The sequence below is a fragment of the Bacillus yunxiaonensis genome, assembly GCF_037104695.1.
In the GTDB taxonomy this organism is placed as follows: domain Bacteria; phylum Bacillota; class Bacilli; order Bacillales; family Bacillaceae_G; genus Bacillus_A; species Bacillus_A yunxiaonensis.
The window spans coordinates 187,621-214,291 of sequence record NZ_JBAWSV010000005.1; the positions used below are offsets into that span (position 1 = coordinate 187,621).

The 26,671-nt window shown below is 36.4% G+C and carries 23 protein-coding genes and 4 pseudogenes; 3 read left to right on the forward strand and 24 right to left on the reverse strand.

Annotated elements, in window-relative coordinates; genetic code table 11:
• Positions 1-79: 79 nt before the first annotated feature.
• The 3 genes from WAX78_RS15755 to ald all read right to left on the reverse strand — a co-directional run bounded on the left by WAX78_RS15755 (position 80) and on the right by ald (position 3,243).
• Positions 80-799 carry a YebC/PmpR family DNA-binding transcriptional regulator gene (locus tag WAX78_RS15755; protein ID WP_336481272.1) on the reverse strand — a complete coding sequence of 240 codons (720 nt, stop codon included), beginning with the start codon at positions 797-799 and terminating at the stop codon, positions 80-82.
• Positions 800-1,135: 336 nt separating this feature from the next.
• A complete protein-coding gene (gene tdcB, locus WAX78_RS15760) occupies positions 1,136-2,134 on the reverse strand; it encodes a bifunctional threonine ammonia-lyase/L-serine ammonia-lyase TdcB (RefSeq protein WP_336481273.1) in 999 nt (332 codons plus the stop codon).
• On the reverse strand, positions 2,131-3,243 hold the full coding sequence (ald, locus tag WAX78_RS15765) for an alanine dehydrogenase (RefSeq protein WP_336481275.1): 1,113 nt from the start codon (positions 3,241-3,243) through the stop codon (positions 2,131-2,133). The genes tdcB and ald overlap by 4 nt, the downstream gene beginning before the upstream one ends.
• Before the next feature lie 510 nt (positions 3,244-3,753).
• On the opposite strand from ald, the gene WAX78_RS15770 reads away from it, so the two are divergent.
• Positions 3,754-5,103 carry an APC family permease gene (locus WAX78_RS15770; protein WP_336481276.1) on the forward strand — a complete coding sequence of 450 codons (1,350 nt, stop codon included), beginning with the start codon at positions 3,754-3,756 and terminating at the stop codon, positions 5,101-5,103.
• Between the two features lie 730 nt (positions 5,104-5,833).
• Positions 5,834-6,229, forward strand: a complete 396-nt coding sequence (locus tag WAX78_RS15775; protein WP_336481277.1) for a hypothetical protein — start codon at positions 5,834-5,836, stop codon at positions 6,227-6,229.
• Positions 6,230-6,452: 223 nt separating this feature from the next.
• On the opposite strand, the gene WAX78_RS25205 is transcribed toward WAX78_RS15775, so the two are convergent.
• The 5 genes and pseudogenes from WAX78_RS25205 to WAX78_RS15795 form a co-directional block, all read right to left on the reverse strand.
• Positions 6,453-6,896 (reverse strand): methyl-accepting chemotaxis protein, encoded by a 444-nt coding sequence (locus tag WAX78_RS25205; protein WP_413789170.1) that lies wholly within the window; start codon positions 6,894-6,896, stop codon positions 6,453-6,455.
• Between the two features lie 93 nt (positions 6,897-6,989).
• Positions 6,990-7,430 (reverse strand): annotated as a pseudogene (locus WAX78_RS25210) (PAS domain-containing protein); the annotation flags it as partial.
• Positions 7,431-7,583: 153 nt separating this feature from the next.
• On the reverse strand, positions 7,584-8,159 hold the full coding sequence (locus tag WAX78_RS15785; protein WP_336481279.1) for a DinB family protein: 576 nt from the start codon (positions 8,157-8,159) through the stop codon (positions 7,584-7,586).
• A 505-nt stretch (positions 8,160-8,664) separates the two neighbouring features.
• Positions 8,665-9,917: pseudogene (locus tag WAX78_RS15790) on the reverse strand (ATP-binding protein).
• A gap of 442 nt (positions 9,918-10,359) precedes the next feature.
• Positions 10,360-10,931, reverse strand: a pseudogene (locus WAX78_RS15795) (hypothetical protein).
• Between the two features lie 208 nt (positions 10,932-11,139).
• On the opposite strand from WAX78_RS15795, the gene WAX78_RS15800 reads away from it, so the two are divergent.
• On the forward strand, positions 11,140-11,745 hold the full coding sequence (locus WAX78_RS15800) for a hypothetical protein (RefSeq protein WP_336481280.1): 606 nt from the start codon (positions 11,140-11,142) through the stop codon (positions 11,743-11,745).
• 335 nt (positions 11,746-12,080) lie between these two features.
• Here the strand turns inward: WAX78_RS15800 and WAX78_RS25215 are convergent.
• The 16 genes and pseudogenes from WAX78_RS25215 to WAX78_RS15880 all read right to left on the reverse strand — a co-directional run.
• Positions 12,081-12,217, reverse strand: a pseudogene (locus tag WAX78_RS25215) (PhnA domain-containing protein); the annotation flags it as partial.
• Positions 12,218-14,314, reverse strand: a complete 2,097-nt coding sequence (locus WAX78_RS15810; protein WP_336481282.1) for a sigma-54 interaction domain-containing protein — start codon at positions 14,312-14,314, stop codon at positions 12,218-12,220.
• 259 nt (positions 14,315-14,573) lie between these two features.
• A complete protein-coding gene (locus WAX78_RS15815) occupies positions 14,574-14,708 on the reverse strand; it encodes a hypothetical protein (RefSeq protein WP_336481283.1) in 135 nt (44 codons plus the stop codon).
• A 355-nt stretch (positions 14,709-15,063) separates the two neighbouring features.
• A complete protein-coding gene (ptsP, locus tag WAX78_RS15820) occupies positions 15,064-16,800 on the reverse strand; it encodes a phosphoenolpyruvate--protein phosphotransferase (RefSeq protein ID WP_336481284.1) in 1,737 nt (578 codons plus the stop codon).
• Positions 16,801-17,152: 352 nt separating this feature from the next.
• Positions 17,153-17,419: a phosphocarrier protein HPr gene (locus WAX78_RS15825; protein ID WP_336481285.1), complete on the reverse strand. Its 267-nt coding sequence runs from the start codon at positions 17,417-17,419 to the stop codon at positions 17,153-17,155.
• 80 nt (positions 17,420-17,499) lie between these two features.
• Entirely contained in the window at positions 17,500-17,712 is a 213-nt protein-coding gene (locus WAX78_RS15830; protein ID WP_336481286.1) for a hypothetical protein, read from the reverse strand.
• 27 nt (positions 17,713-17,739) lie between these two features.
• Complete coding sequence (locus WAX78_RS15835; RefSeq protein WP_336481287.1) at positions 17,740-18,471, reverse strand: GntR family transcriptional regulator; 732 nt, start codon at positions 18,469-18,471, stop codon at positions 17,740-17,742.
• A gap of 289 nt (positions 18,472-18,760) precedes the next feature.
• On the reverse strand, positions 18,761-19,750 hold the full coding sequence (gene lacD, locus WAX78_RS15840; RefSeq protein WP_336481288.1) for a tagatose-bisphosphate aldolase: 990 nt from the start codon (positions 19,748-19,750) through the stop codon (positions 18,761-18,763).
• A gap of 15 nt (positions 19,751-19,765) precedes the next feature.
• Positions 19,766-20,701 (reverse strand): tagatose-6-phosphate kinase, encoded by a 936-nt coding sequence (lacC, locus tag WAX78_RS15845; protein WP_336481289.1) that lies wholly within the window; start codon positions 20,699-20,701, stop codon positions 19,766-19,768.
• Complete coding sequence (locus WAX78_RS15850) at positions 20,698-20,991, reverse strand: amidohydrolase family protein (RefSeq protein WP_336481379.1); 294 nt, start codon at positions 20,989-20,991, stop codon at positions 20,698-20,700. Before WAX78_RS15850 ends, lacC begins: the two co-directional genes overlap by 4 nt.
• A gap of 410 nt (positions 20,992-21,401) precedes the next feature.
• Complete coding sequence (agaF, locus tag WAX78_RS15855; RefSeq protein WP_336481290.1) at positions 21,402-21,824, reverse strand: PTS galactosamine/N-acetylgalactosamine transporter subunit IIA; 423 nt, start codon at positions 21,822-21,824, stop codon at positions 21,402-21,404.
• Between the two features lie 28 nt (positions 21,825-21,852).
• Entirely contained in the window at positions 21,853-22,719 is an 867-nt protein-coding gene (locus WAX78_RS15860) for a PTS system mannose/fructose/sorbose family transporter subunit IID (RefSeq protein WP_253630150.1), read from the reverse strand.
• On the reverse strand, positions 22,709-23,482 hold the full coding sequence (agaW, locus tag WAX78_RS15865; protein WP_336481291.1) for a PTS N-acetylgalactosamine transporter subunit IIC: 774 nt from the start codon (positions 23,480-23,482) through the stop codon (positions 22,709-22,711). The genes WAX78_RS15860 and agaW overlap by 11 nt, the downstream gene beginning before the upstream one ends.
• 16 nt (positions 23,483-23,498) lie before the next feature.
• Positions 23,499-23,972 (reverse strand): PTS N-acetylgalactosamine transporter subunit IIB, encoded by a 474-nt coding sequence (agaV, locus tag WAX78_RS15870; protein ID WP_336481292.1) that lies wholly within the window; start codon positions 23,970-23,972, stop codon positions 23,499-23,501.
• A 280-nt stretch (positions 23,973-24,252) separates the two neighbouring features.
• A complete protein-coding gene (gene nagA / locus WAX78_RS15875) occupies positions 24,253-25,452 on the reverse strand; it encodes an N-acetylglucosamine-6-phosphate deacetylase (RefSeq protein WP_336481293.1) in 1,200 nt (399 codons plus the stop codon).
• Entirely contained in the window at positions 25,442-26,605 is a 1,164-nt protein-coding gene (locus tag WAX78_RS15880; RefSeq protein WP_336481294.1) for an SIS domain-containing protein, read from the reverse strand. Before WAX78_RS15880 ends, nagA begins: the two co-directional genes overlap by 11 nt.
• Between the last annotated feature and the right edge of the window lie 66 nt (positions 26,606-26,671).

Consider the following 26,671-nt stretch of genomic DNA (forward strand, 5'->3'; position numbering starts at 1 on the left):
TTTGACTTTATCTTTTACATTTCAATGAACAATCAAAAAAGCAGACCTTTGTTATAAAACAAAGGTCTGCTTTCCTATATTATTCACCTAAATCAACATTGTGGTACACTTGTTGAACATCTTCTAAATCTTCTAATGCATCAATCATTTTTTCAAATTTCACTTGTGCATCTTCTGGAAGTGTTACTTCACTTTGTGCAAGCATTGTTAGTTCTGCAACTGTAAATTCAGTTATACCAGCATTTTTGAATGCCTCTTGCACTGCATGAAACTGGTCTGGCTCCGCATAAACGATAACAGATTCCTCTTCTTCTAAAATATCACGCACATCTACATCTGCTTCCATTAAGATTTCAAGTGCTTCATCTGCTGTTTTACCTTCAAGACCAATTACAGCTGTTGCATCAAACATATATGCTACAGATCCGTTTACGCCCATGTTACCAGCGTTCTTACTAAATGCAGCACGTACATCTGCTGCAGTACGATTTACGTTATTTGTTAATGTATCTACAATTACCATTGATCCATTTGGTCCGAAGCCTTCATAACGAAGTTCGTCATAGCTTTCTTCTGAACCACCTTTTGCTTTTTCAATTGCACGGTCAATAATTGTTTTTGGTACGCTATACGTTTTTGCACGCTCAAGTACAACTCTTAAAGTCTGGTTAGATTCTGGATCTGGCTCCCCTTGTTTTGCTGCTACATAAATTTCACGTCCAAATTTCGCATAGATACGGCTTGTATTTGCATCTTTTGACGCTTTCTTGTCTTTGATATTATTCCATTTACGGCCCATACTTCTTTCACTCTCTTTCAGCTTTGAATCTACATAAAAATAGTAATATGAAATATGCTACTTCTTCAACACTTTTTCAAACTAAATATAAAAAGTTCGTTATTTTTCACATTACCGACAAACAATATGCATTGAAGAAGTCGTATTTATTTACCATATTGTATTATACCTCATTACAAGTTTAATAATCAAAAAAAGACAAATAGTTCTCATCCGTTATTGTAAAAATATTGAACTATTACAATTACTATTGGTGCCCCCTTTTACGAAGAAGAGCTAAGAGGTTCTCTCTTAGCTCTTCTTCTATTCTATAAGTCTATCGCTTAGTTTCATTTTTTATTTTACTTCATTCCCAAAGAAATGCTCACATACACTAGAAATACGAGTTAAATCAACATTTCCACCAGAAATAATTGCTGCTACTTTTTTCCCTTTTATATATGGATCAACTTTACCTGCAAGAAGAGCAGCTGTCGCTAATGCTCCTGCGCCTTCTACAACAGCTTTTCCACGTTGTAATAAATCTTTCATAGCTACTTCTAATTCATCTTCTGATACAGTTACAATGTCATCTACTAACTCTTTCACAATTTCAAAAGTTAAAGTTCCTGGAATTTTTACTGCGCATCCATCAGCGATAGTAGGTGCTTCATAATGCTCTACGATTTCACCTTTATCATACGAGGCTTTCATTCCATGTACATTATCAGCTTGGACGCCAATAATGTTGATAGACGGATTAAAGGATTTAAGTGCTACCGCGATTCCAGCAATAATTCCACCACCGCCAATCGGTACAAGTACTGTATCAACATCCCACATATCATCAAGAATGTCTAAGCCAATTGTTCCTTGACCTGCCATTACTTCTACATCATCATATGGATGTAAATATGTTTCTCCCGTTTCTTTTATAATTTCTTCACATTTTGCTTTTGCATCATCAAACGTATCACCATATAAAATAACTTCTGAACCATATCCTTTCGTTGCTTCAACTTTTGCTTTTGGAGCAGAAGTTGGCATCACAATTTTACTTTTAATTCCAAGTAAATGTGAAGATAATGCAACACCTTGTGCATGGTTTCCAGCTGAACAAGCAATAACTCCGCGAGCTTTTTCCTCATCTGTTAAATTAGAAATTTTATTAAATGCCCCGCGAAATTTAAACGATCCTGTTAATTGCATATTTTCTAATTTTAAGTATATCTCCCCGCCTGTTTTGCTTGTTAAATAAAACGATTTAACAAGCGGTGTTTTGCGAGCATTTCTATCAAGAACTTGTTTGGCTTTTTTTATATCAACAATGTTTAGTGGCAAGGTTTCAGTAATCATACTAACACCTCTTTCAATTGTTTATAATCTAATCCTAACGTTGTTCCTAAATTTTCATAGGTAATGGTTCCTTTATAAATATTGATACCGTGTACTAATGCCGGTTTATTTTGTAGAGTCTCTTCTAAACCATCGTTAGCAATCGCTAATAAATAATCGATGTTTCCATTCGCTAACGCCATAGTAGAAGTACGCGGTGTCGCTCCAGGCATATTTGGTACAGCATAATGGATGACATCATGCTTAATAAATATAGGATCATTATGTGTTGTATAGTGATCAATCGTTTCAACCGTCCCGCCTTGATCGATTGCAATATCAACGATAACACTTCCTGGTTTCATAGACTGAACCATATACTCTTTCACAATTTTTGGTGGTCTAGAACCCGGAATTAAAATGGTTGAAATGAATAGGTCTGCATTTTTAATTGTTTTCTCTAAGTTTTCAGTATTAGATTCCATAATTTCAACTGGAGCATTTGCATATTTTTCTTGTAAATAAGTAATTTGTGTTTTGTTTAACTCTAAAATCGTTACATGGCAACCAATTCCAACAGCCATATCACAAGCATTAATTGCCGCATTGCCGCCGCCCAAAATGACAACATTACCAGCGGGAATACCATCTATTCCTGATAATAAAATACCTTCTCCTTGATGTTGTTTTTCTAAATAATAAGCTCCCATAAATACTGCCCGGCGCCCAGCAATTGCACTCATCGGTTTTAATAACGTTAAAACTCCATTTTCACTAATTGTTTCTCCAGCAATAGCGGTTGTTCCCGCTTTTGTCATCGCTTCAACACACTCTTTTGAAGCTGCTAGATGTAAAAATCCCCAAACAATTAAATCTTTCTTAAAATATTTATATTCTTCCGCTAAAGGTTCTTTTACTTTTACTACCATATCAACATCCCAAGCTTGCTCTTGATTTACTAAAGTAGCACCTGCATTCGTATATTCTTCATTTGTATAACCTGATCCCACACCAGCATCTTTTTCTACTAAAACTTCATGTCCAGCTTTAATTAATTTCTGGGCATTTTCTGGTGTCATCCCAACACGTGCTTCACCTTTTTTAATCTCTTTAACTACGCCTATTTTCATGTTGACACATCCTTTTAAATGTAATATTCATTACATTATTTGTTATACGATCCAAATAAAATTGCGGAATATATTAAACGTTTCTATATTTCCTCATTTGTCTGAATCGCCTGTTTACACCTACAAGATAGCACTCAGAAAAATGATGAGTCAACATTTTGTGAAATAGTTCACAAAATGTTTTTATTTATTTCGAAATAACTTTTTTTCATTCAAATAAGCATTGAATCCGTTTTCAGCTTGTGCTAGACTTTGTCACGAGTAACATCTCTTATGAATTCAAATGAAATGCAATTTTATTTTTTTACTTACTTTTGTGATTTTTTTCACATACGAACGTAGAAATACTTTATAGTATTTTCCGCAAACTTGTGAATTATATCACAAATAAAATTAAATTTTATCAATATAAAGCACTATTAAAAAAATGAGAGGATATACTATTTAAAATTGAAATAAAAATGAATTCATCAGAGACTGCATGTATTTTTCCAAACAGGAGTGATTATTATGTCACAAGAACAACTAAAAAAAGAAATCGGCTTCTTTGCAGCATTAACCACTGTTATTGGTACCGTTATTGGGGCAGGTGTATTTTTTAAGCCTACTGCCTTATACGGTGCAACCGGAACAGCGAGTTTAGGATTACTTGCATGGGTAATAGGTGGAATACTAACTGTTTGCGCAGGTTTAACTGCTGCTGAATTATCGGCAGCTATTCCTGAAACTGGTGGAATGATGGCATATTTAAAGCGTACTTATGGAAACTTAACTGCTTTCCTACTAGGCTGGGCACAAACAGTCATTTACTTCCCAGCTAATATTGCAGCACTTGCTATTATTTTTGGAACACAAGCAGTTAGTTTATTTGGATTAAATGCAAATGAACATAAAATGATGATTATTGGAATTGCTGTTGTTACCGCAACATTCGTAACCTTGATGAACTTCTTAGGCGCGAAAGCAGCCGGAGGAATTCAAACTGTCTCGACTATATGTAAACTACTGCCTTTAGCATTACTTATTATTTTTGGATTATTCCACAAAGGTGACGTAACTCTACAACTATTTCCAGTTGAAGCAGGACCAGGTAAATCACTTATATCTGCACTTGGATCTGGCTTACTTGCAACAATGTTTGCTTATGATGGATGGATTCATGTAGGAAATATCGCTGGAGAAATGAAAAATCCTAAAAAAGATTTACCTAAAGCAATCGTAATCGGATTATCTACTGTTATGGTTGTTTACTTACTTATTAATATTGCTTTCCTTATGGTTATGTCTGCAACAGCACTTGCAGGAACTGATACACCTGCATCTGAAGTAGCGACAATTCTGTTTGGAGCAATGGGAGGAAAATTAGTTACAATCGGTATTTTAATTTCCGTATTTGGAACAATCAATGGATATATCATGACAGGAATGCGTATCCCTTATGCAATGGCATTAGAAAACAAACTACCTTTTAGTAAATGGTTTGCGACATTATCTAAAAATAGTCGAATCCCTTATAATTCTGGATTATTTATCTTATTTGTTTCTATTATAATGATGGTTATCGGTGGATTCAATACTTTAACAGATATGTTAGTATTTGTTATATGGATATTCTACACAATGACTTTTGTAGCAGTATTCATTTTACGTAAAAGAGAACCGGAACTTGTGCGTCCTTACAAAGTACCTCTATACCCTATTATACCAATGATATCTATTATAGGCGGATCATTTATCGTTATTAATACACTTTTCACACAAACGTTGCTAGCATTATGTGGTATCGGCTTAACTGCTTTAGGTCTTCCTATTTACTTTGCAATGCGGAATAAACATGTTCAAATTAAAAATAATAATTAGTAATAACTCAATCGTTCACTATTATATCAATTGTTTCTTATAGTGCAGACGTGTATTAGATTCTTACTCTAAATAGATGATGGATCTAATACACGTTTCTTTTTTGTATATACAGTTAATTTTTTTTATAAAAAATCCCCCACCTATGCAAATAATATAAACTCCTATTTAATATAGCTATCATTCCATGATAATGACACGTTATCCGATACCCATCAACTTAACATTTTAAAATACCTCTAAATTATGAGTTTACTCCTGTTTCGGTTACCTATAAGAATCTAGTTCGTTTTTTCGTTTAGAGAACAAAGAATTTTTTAATTTGATGAGGACAGATATCGCTAATATTTGAACCAAAACATGCACTACATCTTATTTTTTATTCTTATAAAAATATTAAATTGGTCTGAATGAAATCTGAAAGTTTGTAAAGTCCCTCCTCAATACATTTTAGTTTAATCCCAAAATACGCCACTTCATTTTCAGCTAATTTTCAGTTTCAATTCAGGTTCATCTCAGTTTTACATTCCATAATAGCCTCATAGAAATTCAAATAAACAATAGAGATTCTGAATACTAAAAAACTAATTTATATATGAAAATCAATATCCATTCAAAGATAACAGTGTTCTGAATGCTTAAACATTGTATAAACAGTGCACGAATAGAAAATAATCCTTAGAAATATTTAACTTAGCTAGACCTAAAAAAGAGAGGAGTAGAATGAATAATGAGTAGACATAACAAATATGCAATTTACAAAGGGAAAGAATATAGAATTATTAAAATGGGTGGTCACTTAAAATTAATTTCTAAAGATAAACAAGATGTCGAGAATGGGTTTCTTCCTTTTAAACTAAATTCAGATTTATACTATAAAAAAGTAAAAACAACCGATTTAGAAACAGCATATGATGTTGTACCATTTGCACAGTATAAAGGAATTGAATTTCAAATAATAAGGGTAAATGAAGAAGAAGGAACCGTATTACTATATTCCATTGATTCTAAAATAGGGCGTGAATTTGGAATGCACTCACATGTCGGAGAAAAATTCGAAAAATATGTGAGAACAGAAGAAGTTACATTAATCGAAAAGAAAAAAAAGATTTCGGGATTTATATGAACCATATAAAACAACTTAAATTAGGCAGTAGTGCCCTACTCCAGTTTGAGATAATAGCTGAATTTTACTTAAAATAGAAAATTCAGCTTATTTTATATAGATAGAGATAATACTAATTGGGTGTTAGGATTACATTTTTTTCGTACAGCTAAATCAACTATTTTAAATATCATCATTGCCACAAAATAAATCTTAGCTCAATTACTTATCAAATTAAAATCCATTATAAAATTTCTACGAATTGCTTAGCCTGTCGATCTAGAGCACTTGCCGATTCAGAGATAGATTCAAATTCATTAACTGTTTCATCAAGTAGCATTTTTCCTTCTTTCACACTTAACGAAACAGCTTCGATACGTTTTGACATTCGATTAATTTCTAATGTAATGCCTTCAACAGTGTTTTTAACCTCACTAATGGAAAGTGAAACTTTATCAGAAAGACTTCGTACTTCCTTAGCGACAACATCGAATCCTCTACCATACTCTCCTGCACGCGCTGCCTCAATTGCTGCATTTAAAGCCAACATATTTGTTTGTGCTGCAATATCTTGAATAGTTTTAACGATTCCTGATATTAAATTTGCTTGTTCATGAAGTTGAGATAAATTCGTTACGTTTTCATCAGATTCATGATTAATTTGCTGAATCTTACTCAACAGAGCCAAACTTCTCTCTTTTCCAACTTCAGATTTTTGAGAAAGTGTTTCCGATAAAACTTGGACTTCATTAGCTGTACGTAAAATACTATTTTGTCTTTTCGTTATATTTGTAGCAATTTTCGAAATCCCCACCACTGTTTTCCCATCATCCTTAAAAATAGGCATATATGTAGCTTCCAACCAAATTCGATTTCCTGCTGCATCCATACGTTCAATTTTATCTTGATAACTTTTTCCGTTTAACAAATCATTCCAAAATTCTTCATAACTAGGACTGTTAGTAAACTCAGGGAAGCAAAATTCTTTATGCAATTTTCCAACCATTTCAGTTGGCAAGTATCCCATCGTTCTTGCAAAAAGATCGTTAACATAAGCAACTCGGCGATTAACGTTAAAGCGAATAATCGCAAGGTTTCGCTCCATAGCTTTCATAACTAAGCGATCTGATGCCTCATCAGTGGATAAATCCTGTCTATCATTTATATCATTCATAATATAACCCCTTTCTCTTTTAGCCATAAGCCTCATTACGCCCCTCATATAATCGTTATATCAAAAAAATATAATACTGTCTACAAATCCCCCATGCCAATCAATTTAAGAATTCAACTAAAATGTATTTCTGTCTCATCGTTCTCCAGCAAGATAAACTATAACCTTTTCCTTTTCAAATATCAGTACTAAAGATATCTTCTACCTTGCACCTTCAGTAGCAAACTCTTTCATTATGTCACTATAATAGCTTTCAATAATTTTATAATGATGCTCTTCATGTATCGCTAAAAGTTGAATAGCCTGAATTAAGTTAGGATAGTTGGCCATTGGATCAAAAAACACAATATGTCCAGCAATCTCTTCTTCAATATTTATAACTAACTCTCTCAATTTATCCGTTTCATTTAACAGCAATCTCTTTAACTCTTCTTTGTCCATAGTATGAATCACTTTTTTCGGTGGCACTAAAATGAAAGGCGCTTTCATCCCTCTTCCATGCTTCTCTTTATATTCTGCATAAATATCATGTATTTGGCTGGCAAATGCTTTCTTTCTTCTCATTTTTGCATACGGAATAAGAACAAAAGAAAATCTTGTTGCAACTTTAACCATTCTTAAAATTAAATATAGATGATAAATATGCTCACCAATAGACCATTTTCCTTCTTTTTGATCCCATAGTTTATCATTTGAAATAAATTGTACTTTTTGAAAAAAACAATGCCGCTGCTGTCTTAATGTTTGGAAATGGTGTGTCATACTTTCAGATTTCATCTATTAACTCCCCCACTTTATTTCATAAGGATTACTCCAGTGAAATCTTTCTAAACAGAAATTTTCTTATTTTTTCGTTATTTTTATCAATGAAAAGTACATATGCTACATGTACTCTTTTCATATACACTTATATCAATAACCGATACTACTTAACTCAACAATCCTGCCCGTTTGTTGAATACGCGTCTTCATAATCTTATGAATATTTTAACATAATTTCCCTAATCCTCGTCATCTTTTATTCTTAATATTTAAATTAACAACCTAAATTACATATTAAATGTAAATAAGACAACAGAAATTGTTAGCGTGTTAAAAGCAATACTATTTCGAATGCTATTTTAATAGTTGAAATGCAATAAATCCTTATAAAAATATAAAAATCGAGTATAAAATCTATGCGATTTCACACTCGATTTTCTATGCTATTTAGATTGTTTCTCTACTCTACATTATAAAACAAAAATATGAATTGGTAACATTTCATAAACTTACTTTTGTATTAGCAAGGTATAATGATAGAAAAATGTGTTCCTTTTCCTTTTTTACTCTTTATTTCTATATCTCCGTTTAATTCTTTAATGATGCTATAAGCGATCATAGTGCCAAGTCCGGTTCCTTTTTCTTTAGTTGAATAAAATGGCATTGCAATTCTTTTCATTTCTTGAGAAGACATTCCTATTCCTGAATCAATAATATCAATTACAATATTATTTTTTATTTTTTGTATATTAATTTGTAATACTCCACCATTTTGCATAGCTTCAATTCCGTTTTGTGCAATGTTGATTAAACATTGTTTTAGTTTTTCTGGATCGGAATTTATATATAGAGAATTTTCGATATCGCTTTTTATTTCAACATTGTGTGAAAGTGCAAGTGGTAAAATAATATTTTTTACTTGATGAAAAAGTTGCTTAATATGTATTGATTCGCTTACTATGTTTTGCGGTTTTGTTAAAGATAAATAATTATTAATAATGAATTGTACTTTTTCCAGTTCAACTAACATAATTTCCAAGTAGTTATTTTGAGATGCTTTTGAGAGTTCATTTTTATGAAATAATTGAGTGAATCCGTATACAGTAGTGATTGGATTATAGATTTCATGTGCAATAGATGCGGCCAATTCGCTAATTAGACAAAATTTCTCTGCTCTTTGAATTTTTTCTTTCATCTTAAATTTTTCTATCATTCCTTCTACTAAATAAATAGATAATAATCCTGTGAAAATATTAATTATTATATAATTAGCTAATAATTTAATAAAATCAACTTCTATTTTACCAATTATTTCAATCTGGTTTATTACAGCAAAAACTGAAAGAAAACTGGTACAAATTAAAATAAGTAGTATGTTGAATACTATTTTTTTCTTTCGAAATGAATGAGGAAAAACTTATGAAATATTGTAATAGTAATTATAATAATACCGTATATAACAACTGATGAAAAAAAACCAGTTCCACCTAAGTAAAATCTATATGAAAAATATACAATGCTGATAAAAATTAGACTTCCTGTGTTTCCATATAGTACAACTAAAAGAATAGGAATAAAGCGCAGATCATAAATATACCCAGCGTGAAAATGGATCGGGAAGGTCATACAAAGAATAATTGCAATGGATGAAAGAAAAGAAATTAATATATTGTTGCATGCTTTTTTTTCAGTTTTGTCTAACCAAAACACTTGATAACCAAGGATACAAATTATAATAATGAATGTATTTAATAGTAGTGTAGAGATCCACATCTTTTATCCCTCCCTAATTCTTTATAAAAAGAGTGAAAAAAAGGTAAAAAAGCACTTTTTCAAGTGCTTTTTTACTGCTTATTTAGAGTTGATGGCAAAAAAACATTCTTTAAAGGGAAATACAAGAAGAAAGCAAATAACAATAACGACTCACGATTACACAATTTTTGAATATTCTGTTAATTTTTAAGAGATATCACCACCTATTGTGTGATTGCTTTTATACTAACATGAAAATCGTCATATTGCAACAAAAAAATCGGAAAATTTCATCTTTTTAGTCGTTTTTTGTATTAAATTGTAGAAAATTTTATTTTCTATATTTTTACATAGATTAACTACTGATAGCATTAATTATGTAAATGAAAAGTCCCTTTATTTCTTAAAGAACTTTTCTAGATTATTACAATGCTTATTCGTTTAAATAGATTCCCATCCAAATTTAAGACAACACCTGACACAACCTATTTATGAACATTCTACAAAGCTCTGCGAAGATCCAACAGTAAAGAAAACTTAATATAAATATGAATGCAATAACCTTTGGATCCATAGTTGTATCAACCGTAGGACCTAAAACCGGAAAACGGAATACGTACAGATTTATCATAATTCCCACCAGTAAACATGCCGCTGAAAAAAAACAACCGCAATTCTCCTCTTCAATTGTAAAAAAGCTACACTTAGCGCTACTCCTAATAAACCTGTTGTAAAGGGAAAGATAATCAGTTCACTCGGCTGGATAATAAATAAGAGGAAAATCGTAAGGATATAAGAAAGGATTCCTTGACGGATTGAAAAGTAAGTGGCTAAAAAAATGGGTAATGTTGCTAGACAACTAATCAGAAATCCTATCCCCGGCATAATGCCTCCTGCTGATTGAAACATGGCAGCAAATGTACTCAATAAGGCTGTGATTACCAACTGGGTTGCAAGTGCCATCTTTCGTACATGAAGAGAATTTGAACCTGTCTCTATTATCGGTTTACACCAATAACGAACAAACCGTTTCATTGAAATCCCTCCTCAAAATATCCCATTTGCCACTTCCTATAATATTCATTGCCTTATGTTTTATGCAGTATTACCTACTAGTCATGCTTTTCGATCACTTGGAATGAGGACTACTCCCCTATGAATAATTAAAAATAAAAGCCTTTTCTAAGGGGGATACGTTATATCGCGCTAATGCAATTAAAAGAATTATTAAACCGAAGATATTTTGGTTCCATCCGGATATAAAATCGAAGCGCTTGCTGAAAACCTTACAACTCCCTTCAATTTAACGTTTACAGATCAATGGGAAATACTAATTGCAGATGCTGGAATTGCTTCAGGAAATGGCAAGGCGTTAATGATTATCCCAACTGGAACAAAGGTAATAGCTGAGGGGTTTAAACCTCCGCTTACAGGTATTACTTTTTACAAAGATAACATCTATGTTGCACATCGAGGATTTATTACTATTGTAAAACCAGATGGATCCAAGAAAGATATTATTTCAGGACTACTTAGTTTTGGGGATCATCATAACAATCGTGTTATTTTCGGGCCTGTTGGAGAGGCTTTTATTGCTGAATTCGGAAGTGAAGCACCTAATACGACAGGTGGTAAACCTGCACGAAAAGTAGGTCATCGTGTATCTAGAATCAATCCTGAAACGGGAGTAATTATGACATTTGCGATCAATAAAACAGGGCTTGCTGCTTTTACAACAGGTGGTGGCGGTTTAGAAAGACCAATTGTTGTTACTTCTGGAAAACAAAATGAAATGTATATTACCGATTTCGGAATCTATAAATCACCTGGAATTAAAACACAGGTGTAATTTAGAAAGTTATGAAGCTATAATCGTTTTTTCAAACTAAGCCGCTTTTACCTCATCGCCATCAAGCTAATATTTTGAAGCACCCAGAAAACGAAATTTTCTCTCTACAGTTAATTTATAAGAATTAAGCTCATTTTTTCGTTTGGAGGATCAATATTTTTTAAGTTGATAGCAATCAGGTAGTGAATATTCTTAAGTTGATGAGCATGGAGTACCGCCACATGCCCATCAACTTAAAATTAAGTAAAATTCTGTTCAACTAGATTTTTTCTGTTTTCTAAAAAATTGATATCAACTATCTAAAAATCTGCATACCAAATAAACCCTAACCTCATTTATACATTTTTAACAAATTCAGATATTAATTGCATAGCTCCAATACCATCAATTTTGCAATCAATATCATGATCTCTCTCAACCAAACGTATATTTTTACTTTTGTACCTATTTTTATAACTAATGGACTTCCTTTTCAATTCATTATTTTCTCTCTGATACTTTGTAAAACCTGTATTCCCATAGGAGTAATCGTTGTACCTTGCTTCTTGACACCCACTGCGACACACCCACATCGTTTGAGAATCGATAGCTTATTGCGAATTTGAGCTTCGGATAAAGGACGGGAGAGCAATGAGCGTAAAACAGTTCGTCCCACCCGCTCCTGCCGTTTACTGATATTCCACAGGATCGTCAATATATCCTCATAATCCATCAGGGAACCATGGCGTGACAAGAATTGAAGGATGTCCTCCCTCTCCATTGTTTCCCCTTCGGCTATTGGACTGTAAGGTGTTGACAAGATGACGCTGCTATTCAATATACGTTCAGGAATATGTTGTAATTTCACTATATCTCCTTCTACGATTACCATCAGATACTTAATGAAATTTTCTAACTCCCGAATATTACCTGGCCAGCTGTAGTTTAAAAGAACATTTTTTACTTCAGGTGTAAATTGTAGCTTTCTCCCATTATCATGAAGGAAATAGTCAATGAGGATAAAAAGATCCTCTTGCCTTTCTCTAAGATTTGGGATATGTAACGGCAAAACGTTGAGTCTATAGTACAAATCTTCCCGAAAAGTACCCTTCGACACCATACTATTCAGATTTCGGTTTGTGGCAGCAATTACCCTAACATTAATGGGAATTACGCGATTTCCTCCTACTCGCATCACCTGCCGCTCTTGGAGCACACGCAGCAAGGCTGCCTGAATACTGAGAGGAGCATCTCCAATCTCATCCAGAAAAATGGTTCCATTATGGGCCAATTCGAATAGACCCATTTTCCCTCCTTTTTTAGCTCCTGTGAAAGAGCCCTCTTCGTATCCAAACAATTCACTTTCTGCCAAACTTTCTGTAAGACCGGCAAAATTGACCGGGACGAATGGGCCATCACGCCGGGTGGAATACCTATGAATTGCTTGGGCAAATACTTCCTTGCCCGTACCGTTTTCCCCTGTGATTAATACGGTAAAATCACTTTCTGCCAGTCTGACAGCAACCTGTTTCGCAGAAATGATAGAATCGCTTACACCGATAATATTTTCAAAAGAATATTTTGTCGTTAGTCCCAGACGACTGCTATTTTTGCGGATTTCCTGTTCATTTCGTTGGACAATCGTGACGTCTTGAAACGTAACAACGACACCCATCAAATGCCCGTCCATCATCACGGGAACTTTGGTAACCAGAAGAACCTTGTTCCGTATCTCCAATAATTGATTGGATTCCTCCGCGTGGGACTGAAAAATCGGATTCAGGTTAAACTCAGGGATTATATCCCAGCACCTCTTTCCAAGGCAATTCTCTGCAGACAGGCTAAGGATTTTCTCCGCTTCTTCATTAAAAACCGTAATATATCCCCATTCATCCATACTGATAATCCCTTCATGAACAGCATTAAATACGGATTCCAGCTTTTGATTTAACCGCTTCTCATTGTTTACGGAATTGGCTAAATTTCTTCCAAGGCGGACAAAATCACGGAAAAACTCCGCTGTATAGAAATGCGCATTTTCTATAGGAAGATTCAATTGTTGAGCAATATCATAAATCGTTGTCAAATCGATCGGGCGTATGCCCAAATCAATCACTTTACCAATCGTCTCCGGGACAAGTTCTTTTAATCCATGAGTAATCGCCACATCTATATCCTCAAGTACAGGCTGGATTTCCGCTGTTTGCGGAACATATGGAATAAAGTGCAAATGATCAAATCCCAGACGATTCAAAAGCTCGATGGCATCTACAATCGTGTCCATACTATTCGAGACAAATAGACATTGGGTTCCCGGAGCTAAATCCATCAGTTGTTCGAGCTTTGGCAAATGAACGGTTCTTCTGGCAAACAGTGCCCGCTCATGGATTAGTTTCGGTAAACGATCCAATATACTTTCGGCGGAAACTAGAATCAGTTCACACTCATCCACTAATTGGCTATCCAGCTCCCCGTGCTCATGAACGATATAAATCTGAATATTGGTACCGAAAAACATTCTCAGGTTAGTCTCAAAGGTTTGTGCTAGCTTTTCCCCTCTTGTTAGCAGTAAAATACTTGGTCTCCCCATTTTTCTCTCCTCTTAAAATCCCTTTTTTAGAATAATAATAACTTAAACACAAACCTAAAACTATACCTAATAAAAAACGGTTCTGGTGCAAAAATTTCAGCTAACTTGAAACTTACCTCTAAATCTTGGACATACTGATACTATCAATCTAGAAAAGGTATGGTGTTCAAATAGTGTATAAAGCTGGCTGTTAAAGTCAACTTTATATTTTGATTAACTTCCTCTAACCGATTATATAAATTAAAAATAAATATACAATTTATCTTTTATAAATAAATTTATAGCTTAAGTAAATGATGATAAGGCCAATTAGCACGATCAAAAACTCTTCTATTGGTCCGTAAGTTACATTCTCGAAACAAAATAAACCGCCATGGACTCCGAACCCTCTCATACCCCCCCCTCCCGATCACCTTTCTAAGATCCATATGTTAGATCAAAAGGGAGCAGGACTGATCCGAATCAAAAACCGTCCGCAAACATAGTCGTGATGTAATGAACGTTCGTAAATTAAAAATAAACTTTTACAGACATTCAAGACGTTGTACTTTTACGAACGAGATGATAAGAAATTTAATACGGTATTAAAGGTAACAATTACATCCAACATATTTCATCCTGGTTTTTCCAAAGTTAATGAAATGAAAAGGCTCCTCGATAAACAAGGAACCTTTCTAAATTTATGAAGTTGCTCTGACTGAAATATGATGGTCATTAATGTTTTTAAAATATTACAGATAAGCATAAAATTAAACAGAAAAACTTTTTGGTTTTATAAATATATCTTTTACAAATCTCTCCACTTCCTCAGATGTTGTCATATTTAAAATTTGTTCAATAACTAAGTTTATTTCCGCTTTTGATAACTTAAGAATTTGGTTTCTTGCTCGTAAAATAGAAGTGGCACTCATAGAAAATTCGTCTAATCCTAAACCAAGAAGAATAGGGATCGCGATTTCATCCCCAGCCATTTCACCACATATACCTACCCATTTTCCTTCTTTATGTGCTGCATCAATGACATTTTTGATTAAGCGAAGGATCGCCGGGTTATATGGCTGGTACAGATAAGAAACACGCTCATTCATGCGGTCTGCTGCCAGCGTATATTGAATTAAATCATTTGTTCCGATTGAAAAGAAATCAACTTCTTTTGCAAACAGGTGAGCCATCACAGCAGAAGATGGAATTTCCACCATCATCCCTACCTCAATACTTTCGGAAACGGTTGTGCCTTCAGCTTGAAGTTTTTCTTTTTCCTCTATTAAAATTGCTTTTGCTTGACGAAATTCATCGAGTGTAGCAATCATCGGGAACATAATTTTTAAATTACCGTGCACACTTGCACGCAACAGCGCACGAAGTTGTGCGCGGAACATGTCCTGCATTTCCAAACATAAACGAATCGCGCGGAACCCTAAGAATGGATTCATTTCTTTTGGAAGATTTAAATATAGAAGCTCTTTGTCGCCCCCGATATCCAGTGTACGAACAACAACCGGCTTACCTTCCATTCGCTTTAATACCGTTTTGTAAGCCTCAAATTGTTCTTCTTCTGTTGGAAGTGTATCGCGCCCCATGTATAAAAATTCAGTACGGTATAAACCTACTCCTTCACCACCATTTTCAAGGACACCTTTTACATCCTCAGGAGTACCTATGTTGGCAAAAATCTCCACATGATGTCCATCAGATGATAATGTAGGCTCATTCACAAGCTTGGCCCACTCTGCTTTTTGGGCTTCGTAAACAGCTTTTTTATCTTCGTATATCTTCACAACATCTTCTGTTGGATTGACGATTACTTTGCCCTCTAAGCCGTCGACGATAACTAATACTCCGTTTTCGATATCATTTGTTACCATCTTCGTACCAACGACTGCTGGAATTTCCATAGAACACGCCATAATCGCTGAATGCGATGTACGTCCGCCTATATCCGTTGTAAAACCTTTTACATATTTGCGGTTTAATTGGGCGGTATCAGATGGTGTTAAGTCTTCTGCGACAATCACTACTTCTTCTGAAATCATGCTTGGATTGGCAATGGTCACACCTAAAAGATGCGATAACACACGTTTTGTCACATCATGAATATCAGTAGCGCGCTCTTTCATATATTCGTTGTCCATTGTCTCAAACAAGTTCACAAACATAGTGGCCACTTCGTTTAAAGCAAACTCCGCATTGACTTGCTCGTGTTTGATTTTGTCCTTAACTGGATTGATTAGTTCCGGGTCGCTCAACACGAGAAGGTGGGCAGAAAAGATTTCTGCTTTATCTTCGCCAAGTTCTTTACGAGCATGCTCTTTTATTCCTTCAAGCTCTGATTTTGATGTTTCGATCGCTTGTTCAAAGCGTTCTACTTCCTGATCTGTATTCGTTACTGCTATTTTTTCTACAATTAACTCTGGATTTTCTAAGCGAAAAGCTTTGGCAATAGCAATGCCTGAAGAAGCTGCAATCCCTTTAATTATGATGGACATTGTTTTATTAACCCCTTTCTCATGTTATTTTTTAGCTCAAACTTATTTTAATTTTATATTTTTCTTGTACGTCAACGTCCAGCTGTTCAAACGGATTTACACCAAGCAAATGTACAATGTTACTTTTTTCATGTTCGTCTTTACATCTTTATGCCTTATATATGAAACTTTTATTTTTGTAATACAGTCACATAAATTATTTCTAACCACATATAATTGTAATTTGATAAGCTATATAGCTTCTATGTTTCTATTAAATAATTTTGTGCTCTCTATTTGACAGAGGGGGCTAAAAGCTCTCGTAATCGCGATTCCTAAAGAAACTGCAATTCCTGTAACATTCGTGCCGACGTTATTGGCCAATCCCCTCACTTTTTATTAACTCTTCGAGCGCTTCTAATGCTTCTTTTGCATCGTTACCTTCAGCTACGATTGTGACTTCAGCCCCGCTCGGAACCCCAAGAGACATGATACCCATAATTGATTTTAAATTTACAGACTTCCCTTTGTACTGAAGAACTATTTCTGCCTGATATTGACCTACTTTATTAACCAACTGTGCTGCTGGTCTTGCATGAATACCGAATTTTTCGATAATTTTAAATGTTTTTTCTGCCATTTTATATTTCTCTCTTTCTTTACTAAATTTTAATACTCATTCTAGTATCTATTTTGTTTTCTAATACTGAAAATCCCTCTTTATCCGCCAATTTCTTCTCCAAAGCAACCGTAATAACGAAGTGCTATAGCTGCTGCCAGTGAACCTTTTCCTAGTAAGTTATGTCCGCAACCATATCTATTTCCGTCCTTTTCCACCGGATTATATTGTGGTACGCCACCTGAACTGTAACTAGAGGAAATTTTAGAATATATAATGGGGTATTGTAAAAATAGATCAATTGAATCACTCATAAACAAATGTTATGAGTGATTCAACGATTAGGTTAATTCAGTGTAAAAGCGGCAGCGATCGCCCCGCACTATGGATATACAAAATTCAACAGGCACACCATTGATATCGTAGGCAGTTCGTTCAAGCAGAAGTGCGGGACGACCTGCCTCCGTTTGCAGATATTCACTTTCGTCGGCACGGATGAGAACGGGTTCAAATGCCTCATTTGCTCTTGTTACCACGGTATTAAACTGTTGTGAAAATAAATCATATAAAGAAACTTCGCCTACCTTTTTTAACTGCTTTACATCTGTAACAACATGTTTCGGAATAAAAGATGATTCCAAAATAAACGGCTCATCTTCAGCACAGCGAAGGCGTTTCATTTCAATGACATTCACATCTTCACTCAGCTGAAGCGCTTCTTTGATTTTGGCAGTCGGTTTGACTTCTTCTATTTTCAGAATGATATCCTTAGGGTTCAAGCCTTTTTCTTTCAATACTTTACTAAAGCTGTAAAATCCCATCAATGACTGCTGCAATTTTGGTTTTGCCACGAAGGTACCTTTTCCTTGGATTCGGTATAGAATTCCTTCCTGTACAAGCTCCTCAATCGCTTTTTTTGCCGTGTTGCGACTCACACCAAATTGATCCATTAACTGATTTTCTGATGGGATTTTATCACCAAGTTCCCAATGACCTTTTTCAATTGAATCCTTTAATCTTTCCATTAATTGATGATAAAGCGGGATTATACTTTCATGCTGCAATGGTTTCATTTTATTAAACCTGCCTCCAAATCATACTAATGTTCTTTTAATAACCTAAATTATACCATCAACACTTATAGCGTCAACCTAACAACTAGGTTCTATAACGGAATAGTTTCTACCAAACTATAATAATGATGGTTTATCAAAGTCGCAATTAATATCTTCTACGCTTGTAAAATATTGATAGCCTCCTTAATCGGACCGTTTTCCGTGTTCCAGTCAAAACGACTTTTAAAAATAAATCAAAAAATAAGGAAGCGCGAGAACCTTCCCCACACTTTCTTACCTCGCTTCCTTACCCTGAGATTTTTACAAACCACGGGCTTGCTGTCTCTTTCAAGACAATATTTAGTTCTTGGATATTTTTTTTGCCGGTTTCTTGTAACCAAGCACGTCCGGCTTGTTCACCATTTTCGGAAAATTGAGCGACGCCATTTTTCCATGTTGCCCGGCCGCAGAGGACACCGTTAAAAGTTGAGCCGGATTTTTTCGCAAACATCAAGGTTTCTTGGAACAATTCGGCACTTACGCCGGCGCTTAAGAAGATAAACGGCAGATCTGTTGCCTCACTTTGCTCTTTGAAATACGCAGCCGCTTTTTCCTTGCTGTAGGCTATCTCGCCTTCTGCGTAACCCTCTACAAACTTCATATCTACTGGAACTTCTACCTTTAAAACGTCCACCTTGTATTGTGGTTTAGAGAATTCCCTCATGGCCTCGATAACCTTATGAGGCTTCACTTTGGCATACTCCATGCTTTTCACATCATCATTTCTGGCATCGTAAGACACTATTTCAAGGAAGAACGGAATGTCTTCTTCCGCGCACTCTGATCCAACTCGTTCCATATAAACGTGCTTATAGTCATTAATTTTTTCATCTTCATCTACATCATAGTATAGTAAAAATTTAACCGCATCTGCTCCAGCTTCCTTCAGGCGTCTAACGGACCACTCTGGCAATAAATCAGGCAATCGACCCTCGGCTGTTGCATCATAGCCTGTTTTTTCATATGCCACCAATAACCCAGCGTCCGAATGACGGACTTTCGTAGCCGGCAGACCATATTCCGGATCCAATAGAATCGACGTTGCATATGGTGTTAACTCTTCAGAAACCAATTCTTTGAAGCGAATGATGCCCTCATCCCCGACATTATTCTCACTTCCAGCTTCAATCATTTTCTTTAATGAACCGCGTTGATCGATCGCCAAAGCTCCAATAATTCCATTTTCATCCGACAAACGCTTAAGAGCTGCTAATTTATTATTCGTTAATTCTAACATCAACAATCACCTCTATTAATCTATTTTAATAACCTCTACCATTTCAAAAAATTGATCGAACTTCTTCGGATCAATATAACCTGTTCCCTCTTCCATCGTATTGAGCATGCCCGTCGTCATCGCAGTTTTCAGAATGTCCGGAACGGATTGCTTTCGTTTCAAGGCAACCGCTAATCCCGCAACAGTCGCATCACCCGAGCCAACAGGATTCACGACCTCGATAGCAGGAATGGTAACCCTGTAATAATCTCCACCATGCTTGACAAAAGCACCTGTCGCTCCCATCGAAACGACAATCCATTCAATCCCATGAAATAACTTATTAGTTAACAGTTGCTTCAAGCTGCTTGTGTTCTCCTCCACTTCCATGCCAAGAAGCTGGAACAGTTCTGAGATATTCGGCTTGATCGCAAAAGGTTTTACATTATGGTTTAAAACCTGTCGAAGCGGCTCCCCTGATGTATCAACAATCACGGGAATTCCCTTCTCCCGGCCAATTTCGACCATCTGACGGTAAAATCCAGACTCAAGCCCTTTTGGCAAACTACCCGAAATAGTAACAAGAGAAACTTCAGACAGCAGTTCCCGATATTTTTCTAAAAAGGCTGCTCCTTCTTCCATGGATAAAATTGGCCCGGATTCGAGGATTTCTGTCTGCTTGCCATCATGAAGAATCGCGATACAGTTTCTTGATTCTTGATTAATTTTATAAAAATGATTCCTGATATCACTTTTCGTCAATTCTTGAATAATGCAATCCCCAATAGTCCCGCCAATTACACCTGTGGCCAAAACGTCTTCTCCCATCTGCTTGACAACCCGGGCGACATTTAAGCCTTTTCCGCCGGCGGTTTTACGAACACTTTCCACACGATTTACATCATCTAGCTTAAAATCTTGAATTGGATAGGAAATATCAATGGATGGATTCATAGTGACAGCTAAAATCATTGCACTCCCTCTTTCCCTATCAAGTTTTCAGCTTGAACCCGGCAAACCCCATCAAGATCCGTGGCAGTTAATTCGAGCTCCGGTGTTAAGACGATAAAATCGGCATCATAACCGTTCGTAATCATACCGCATTCCCCATCGATGCCAATACTTTTAGCGGATGCTGTACTTGCCATATAAAAGGCTTCCTCAGGGGTCGCAATTCCCCAATCAACAGCATTTTTGACAGCCTCTTTTAATTGCAAAATACTGCCCACCGCAATCTTTGTCCCGCCAATATCAATGCTTATTGCCATTTTCATGTTCCTGCACCTCTATTTATTCTAGTGTACCTGCTCATCTGTTTTAAAAATTGATGTAATCAGGAAGACGAGTTTTTCTTCCAAAAAAACAATTGTAACATTGGGTTGTTGGTACAAGTTAAAACGAAAGAAAAACTCATAGAAACTAGATTATGAGAATAATAGCTAGATTGTTTTAAGTAATTCTATTATGTCACCGTAATTTGTAGGGTTAACCCAGCAACAATAAGCCATTTAATGCGGCCGAATCCGTCCGCATTAAATGTTTTAATTTTCAGAGAAATGAGAACGACAACCTAGCCACCCTTACAATATTCAGTTGTAGTCCCGTACTATCATATTCCTTATCAGGGCGTGGGAGTCACAATTATTAGACTTATAGATTGTTATCGCTTCCATTATATGCTAGACTCTTTGAACCTTGGACGTTCCGACTTTTGAAAACCTTTAATCGCTTCTTTACCAGTATTGATCGCTAAATCTCTTAATCCATCGATTTGAAGTCCGTCCTTTAGTAGAGCAGTTTCAATAACCATCGCAAGATTTGTTCCGCCAACCACAGCAGAACCTTCCCTTCCATTCGTAAGCGAAACGGCCGTTTTAAACGGAGAACCGCCAACTAAATCACATAAGACTAAGATAAATTCACATTTTTGTAATCTTGAAAAAGCCTCAAGTAGCTTTTTCTCAAGGTCACATGTTGAATCGCATTCAAGAAAATCCACGTATTCCACATTGGGTTGATCTCCAGCGATTAGTTTTACCGAAGATTGAAGACCCGTTGCAAACGATCCATGACCGCTAATAATCAAACCATTCATTTTAAAAATCCTCCTAACATGCTAAATATTATAAAATGGTTCCAAAAGGAAATGGAATTTTACCAATAATACCGATGATAACGGTAATGATAATTAGCTTAACTGGAGAAAATCCCTTTTTTAATAGGTAGTACATTAATAAAGTATATGCTAAAGGCAATAAGTTCGGCATGAGTTTATCGAGTACATCCTTTTGCAGGGCAATTTTTGCCTTACCAGCATGGATCACTAAACTTGATTCTAACTTTACGAATGAGGCAATCAATGCGCCAACAACTGTTAACCCTACAATAGATGCTGCATGTGCTACTTTTTTAGTATTTTCCTTTAAAGAACTGATAGCATTTGTTCCGGCACTATAACCGTAATGCATTAATCCAAATCTAAGAGCAAAATGAACTGCGTTAAAGATTAATAGGAAGATCACTGCTCCCATAGGGTTTCCATCTTGCCCAAGTGAAGCACCTATACCTACACAAATGGGAAGGAGGGTCAACCAGAAAAGGGCATCACCAATTCCTCCAAGCGGTCCCATCATGGCTACTCGAATGGCTCTAATCGTGTTTCGGTTTTGTTTCTTTTCCTCCAGAGCAAGGACAATCCCCATAATAATGTTTACAAGGAATGGATGCGTGTTGAAGAATTCCATATGACTTTTCATCGATTCACTTAAATCGTGCTTATTTTTGTGAATCTTTTTCAAACCTGGCAAAATCGAATATAACCATCCTGCAGCCTGCATTCTCTCATAGTTAAATGACGCTTGAAGTAAAAGGGATCGCCATACCATCTTGTTTAAATCTTTTTTGGTCAAGACCTGTTTTGTCGCACCGTCTTGATAATAATCCGGACTGCTCGTATGGTCCACTGTCGTTACCACTTGTTTAGATTCCACGTTTTGCAACCCCCTTTACTGATCCATCACCAGAATTTGCTTTGAAGTAATCGTATAGCGCGATGGCAATCCCAATTAAAGCAACAGCAATAACTGGCATGTTCATATATGTGACTAAAATAAATCCGACGATTAAAAAGGCAATATATTGTTTTTTCAACATAATTTTTAATAGCATCGCAAAACCAATTGCGGCCATCATTCCCCCGGCAACACCAAGACCGCTAATAAGCCATTTTGGTAAAGTCTCTACGACCCCTTTAGCAGCTTCTGCGCCAAAATAAATTGGTAAAAAAGCAATAACAAAATAGAATACAAATAATGTAAGAATTCCCAAATAATTAATTCGTTCGATTCCCTTTGTATTAGCCTCTTGTGCATATTTGTCAGCTTTATGCATAACCGGAGAAAAAGCAGTAAACATGAGGGTGATACATGCCTGAACTGCAACTGCAAACGGAACAGCAATACCGATTGCCACTTTTGGCTCTTGTCCTGTCAGAATCGCAAACGACGTTCCGATTATTCCCCCAATAACAACGTTTGGCGGCTGTGCCCCAGCGAGCGGCACCATACCGGCCCACACTAACTCAATGGCAGCACCTGTCATAACCCCTGTTTGTAAATCCCCAAAAATCAAACCAATAATGACACCGGTTACAATTGGCCGGTGAATGTGGAACAACCCGTTAAACAGGTCTATTCCTGCAATTCCAGCCCATATGGCAACTAATAAGGCTTGAAGCAGCATGTGATTATCCATTCATTCTCACTTCTTTCTATAAGTGTTTATAAATATCATCTGGTCTTTCATCCGGAACACGACGTACCTCAAGTTTCACTCCCAAGTCACGCAGCTTCCTAAAGGCTTCTTTATCATCTTCATCAACGGAAACGGTGGAGAATAATTGTATTTTCCCTTGAGAAAAATGCATATTTCCAATATTTACTTTATCAATTGGCACACCGCCCTCTACAAGTCGCAATACATCTTGTGGTGTTTTTACAACTAAAAAGATATGTTGTTCATCTGCTGCATTGTGAATCACATCAATTGTTGTCTGGATTGAGAAAAAGCGAATTCCGATTGACCCCGGAACAACCATCTCCATTAAATCCTGTTGTATCTCATCTTCAGACACTTCATCATTTGCGACGACAATTAAATTAGCTCCTAAATGATTAACCCATGTAACTCCTACTTGACCATGAACCAATCGGTTGTCGATTCTTGTTAGTAAAATATTCGGCATGATATTACCCCCTATAAATATGATGAATATATTTTAACTCCTTTAACAACCCGGTTTACCATACCAGATGGTGATGGGTTATCTAGAGCTATTCCCAAATAAATCGAAATGCAAAAAGCAGACCATAAAGCAAATAGTTCAAGGAAAGGAAGACACGTCATTACCAATTAGAGCGTACCTAGATTAATTTTCTAGGCGAACATGGTATTTAAACTTATCACCCCCTGGCGATGGTATTCGTATATTCAATCACCCGATCTACCCCAACGGATGGATAAAATCATCGTACTCCCTCTTTCCGTAAATGGTAACGACAAGCACCATCAAGGTACGTCGCCATTAATTCCAGTTCAGAATTCAACACAATAAAGTCAGCAGCGAAGCCCTTAGCAATTTTCCCGCATTCCCCATCCATCCCAATACTTTTAGCAGGTGCGGTACTCGCCATATAGATCGCTTCCTCCGGGGTGGCAATCCCCCAATCAACGACATTTTTGACTGCATCTTTCAGCTGTAAAACACTGCCTGCTAAACTGCCGCCCTCGATACGGGCCACACCAGCTTTCACCTCTACAGCAAATTCTCCGAGTTGATAGTTTCCTTCCGGCATTCCCCCAGCCATCATACAATCGGTGACCAAAACGGTTTGATCTCTGCCGCGTGCATTCATTAAAATATTGGCGGCAGCAGGATGAACATGGTATCCGTCACAAATGATTTCCGCAAAAACATCTTTTAGATTCATAGCAGCGCCGGCCATCCCTGGCTCACGATGGTGCAGCGGGCTCATTCCATTGAACGTATGAACAAAAATCGAAGCCCCCCTCTCAACCGCTTGCTTTGCTTCTTCATAAGTTGCATCACTGTGAGCTAACGCCACAGCTATCTCTTCACCGACAGCATATTCAATAAATTCCGCTGCACCGTTTCTTTCAGGTGCAAGAGCAATTTTTTTAATAGAATCATTGGATAATCTCTGCCAATCTTTCAACTTTTCAACGGATGGGTTACAAAAATATTTCGTATTTTGTGCCCCTTTATGCTTTTCGGTAAAAAACGGCCCTTCTAAAAAGATGCCTTTAATTTTGGCTCCCCTGACTTTCGTATAATTGGCACCGATCATTTCAACGACCTGATTCAACACTTCTGTTGAAGAGGTTAAGGTTGTCGGCAAAAATGAGGTAACTCCGCAGGAAAGAAGTCCTTCAGATATCTCATTCAATCCTTGAAAATCGTTGTCCATAATGTCGTGATTTCGAAATCCATGAATATGTGTATCTACTAAACCAGGAGCAATCCAATATCCCGTGTAATCAATGATTTCTGCCGCTTCATCAGGCCGATTTTCGGAAAAGATACCAAATTTCCCATCTTTTATTTCCAAAAATCCAGGCCCTACGACCTTCCCCTCAAGAAAAAACTGATCGGCAAAGATAAACATCGACTTGCTGCTCTCCCTACCCAAATTACTAGTATTCATAGATGGTCACGCCTTTAACGACACGGTTCACTGTTCCTGTCGGCGACGGGGTATCTGGTGTATTGCCAACCTTTATTGAGGCCAGCAATGAAACCGTCTGGCCAACCATGAGATAAGGTAAGGCTAGATAAGCATCTGGTATAGATTGGGCCTCTTTGCCGAAACTAAATACGTTCCCATCATAATTGGTTTCTCCCTCAACCTCGATGGCACATATATAGCTGGCAACATTGTCCTTCTGCATTTCTTTTAACATATCTAAATCGTATTGACGTGTATAAGGCTGATTGGAAACAAACACAAAAACCACGGACTTTTCATTCACAAATGATTTAGGACCATGTCGGAAACCTAACGATGAATCAAAGGCAGTGACTACTTTTCCAGCTGTCAGTTCTAATATTTTTAATTGTGCTTCTCTCGTTAAACCTTCTAAACTGCCAGAGCCTAAGTAAATGATGCGGTCAAAATCACGATCAATGATCGCTTGAATGACGTCTTCTCTTTGAATGACACTTTCACCCATTTGCCGAATCGTTTTTACAATGGTCATTTTTTCTTCCAGAGGCTTAGGATCAAAAACAAGCAAAGTCGATAGTGCCATGCACGTATAACTTCCCGTCATCGCAAATCCTTGATCATTCGATTTTTCAGGCATCAAAAGCAACAAATTATTTTCATCCCCTGCTGCCCGCTTGGCCAATTGACCATCCTTATTACAAGTGATTGTTAGATGATACAAATCGGTCACAATTTGCTCCGTTAATTGGACGGCAGCAACACTTTCCGGGCTATTGCCGCTTCTTGCAAACGAAACGAGTAAGGTTGGAAAATCCGCTTTTAGGAATTGATAAGGATTGGATACCAAGGTCGTTGTCGGAATACTCAGCAATTCCCACTGTTTTTCATCCACTTGTTCCTTTAGATATGGGGTGACGGTATCACCGACATAGGCAGATGTTCCGGCACCGGTAAAAATAACGCGAACCCGGTCATGTTTCATTGATATTTTTAGTAAAAACTTTTCAATCTCACTGCTTCTATCCGTATACAATGCAAAGGTTTCAGCCCATAGATCAGGCTGCTGTTTTATTTCTGCGGTTGTGATTTGCGCACCTAATGGTACTAATTTTTCTTGACTGAATGTAAACATATCCGACACTCCTCTTTCAATTCTTTCGAACACTCGCAATCTTGCACCAACAACACCATTATTCTG

What these genes read in the sequence shown, in the direction of transcription:
- nagA (WP_336481293.1), bottom strand. Translation starts at nt 25,452, where the DNA reads ATGAATACTAGTAATTTGGGTAGGGAGAGCAGCAAGTCGATGTTTATC.
- WAX78_RS15755 (WP_336481272.1), bottom strand. Translation starts at nt 799, where the DNA reads ATGGGCCGTAAATGGAATAATATCAAAGACAAGAAAGCGTCAAAAGAT.
- agaW (WP_336481291.1), bottom strand. Translation starts at nt 23,482, where the DNA reads ATGGATAATCACATGCTGCTTCAAGCCTTATTAGTTGCCATATGGGCT.
- agaV (WP_336481292.1), bottom strand. Translation starts at nt 23,972, where the DNA reads ATGCCGAATATTTTACTAACAAGAATCGACAACCGATTGGTTCATGGT.
- lacD (WP_336481288.1), bottom strand. Translation starts at nt 19,750, where the DNA reads ATGTTAGAATTAACGAATAATAAATTAGCAGCTCTTAAGCGTTTGTCG.
- lacC (WP_336481289.1), bottom strand. Translation starts at nt 20,701, where the DNA reads ATGATTTTAGCTGTCACTATGAATCCATCCATTGATATTTCCTATCCA.
- WAX78_RS15825 (WP_336481285.1), bottom strand. Translation starts at nt 17,419, where the DNA reads ATGGCAGAAAAAACATTTAAAATTATCGAAAAATTCGGTATTCATGCA.
- WAX78_RS15815 (WP_336481283.1), bottom strand. Translation starts at nt 14,708, where the DNA reads ATGAGAGGGTTCGGAGTCCATGGCGGTTTATTTTGTTTCGAGAATGTA.
- agaF (WP_336481290.1), bottom strand. Translation starts at nt 21,824, where the DNA reads ATGAATGGTTTGATTATTAGCGGTCATGGATCGTTTGCAACGGGTCTT.
- WAX78_RS15830 (WP_336481286.1), bottom strand. Translation starts at nt 17,712, where the DNA reads ATGAGTGATTCAATTGATCTATTTTTACAATACCCCATTATATATTCT.
- WAX78_RS15810 (WP_336481282.1), bottom strand. Translation starts at nt 14,314, where the DNA reads ATGGGGAGACCAAGTATTTTACTGCTAACAAGAGGGGAAAAGCTAGCA.
- WAX78_RS15770 (WP_336481276.1), top strand. Translation starts at nt 3,754, where the DNA reads ATGTCACAAGAACAACTAAAAAAAGAAATCGGCTTCTTTGCAGCATTA.
- ptsP (WP_336481284.1), bottom strand. Translation starts at nt 16,800, where the DNA reads ATGTCCATCATAATTAAAGGGATTGCAGCTTCTTCAGGCATTGCTATT.
- WAX78_RS15835 (WP_336481287.1), bottom strand. Translation starts at nt 18,471, where the DNA reads ATGAAACCATTGCAGCATGAAAGTATAATCCCGCTTTATCATCAATTA.
- WAX78_RS15775 (WP_336481277.1), top strand. Translation starts at nt 5,834, where the DNA reads ATGAGTAGACATAACAAATATGCAATTTACAAAGGGAAAGAATATAGA.
- tdcB (WP_336481273.1), bottom strand. Translation starts at nt 2,134, where the DNA reads ATGATTACTGAAACCTTGCCACTAAACATTGTTGATATAAAAAAAGCC.
- ald (WP_336481275.1), bottom strand. Translation starts at nt 3,243, where the DNA reads ATGAAAATAGGCGTAGTTAAAGAGATTAAAAAAGGTGAAGCACGTGTT.
- WAX78_RS15880 (WP_336481294.1), bottom strand. Translation starts at nt 26,605, where the DNA reads ATGTTTACATTCAGTCAAGAAAAATTAGTACCATTAGGTGCGCAAATC.
- WAX78_RS15785 (WP_336481279.1), bottom strand. Translation starts at nt 8,159, where the DNA reads ATGAAATCTGAAAGTATGACACACCATTTCCAAACATTAAGACAGCAG.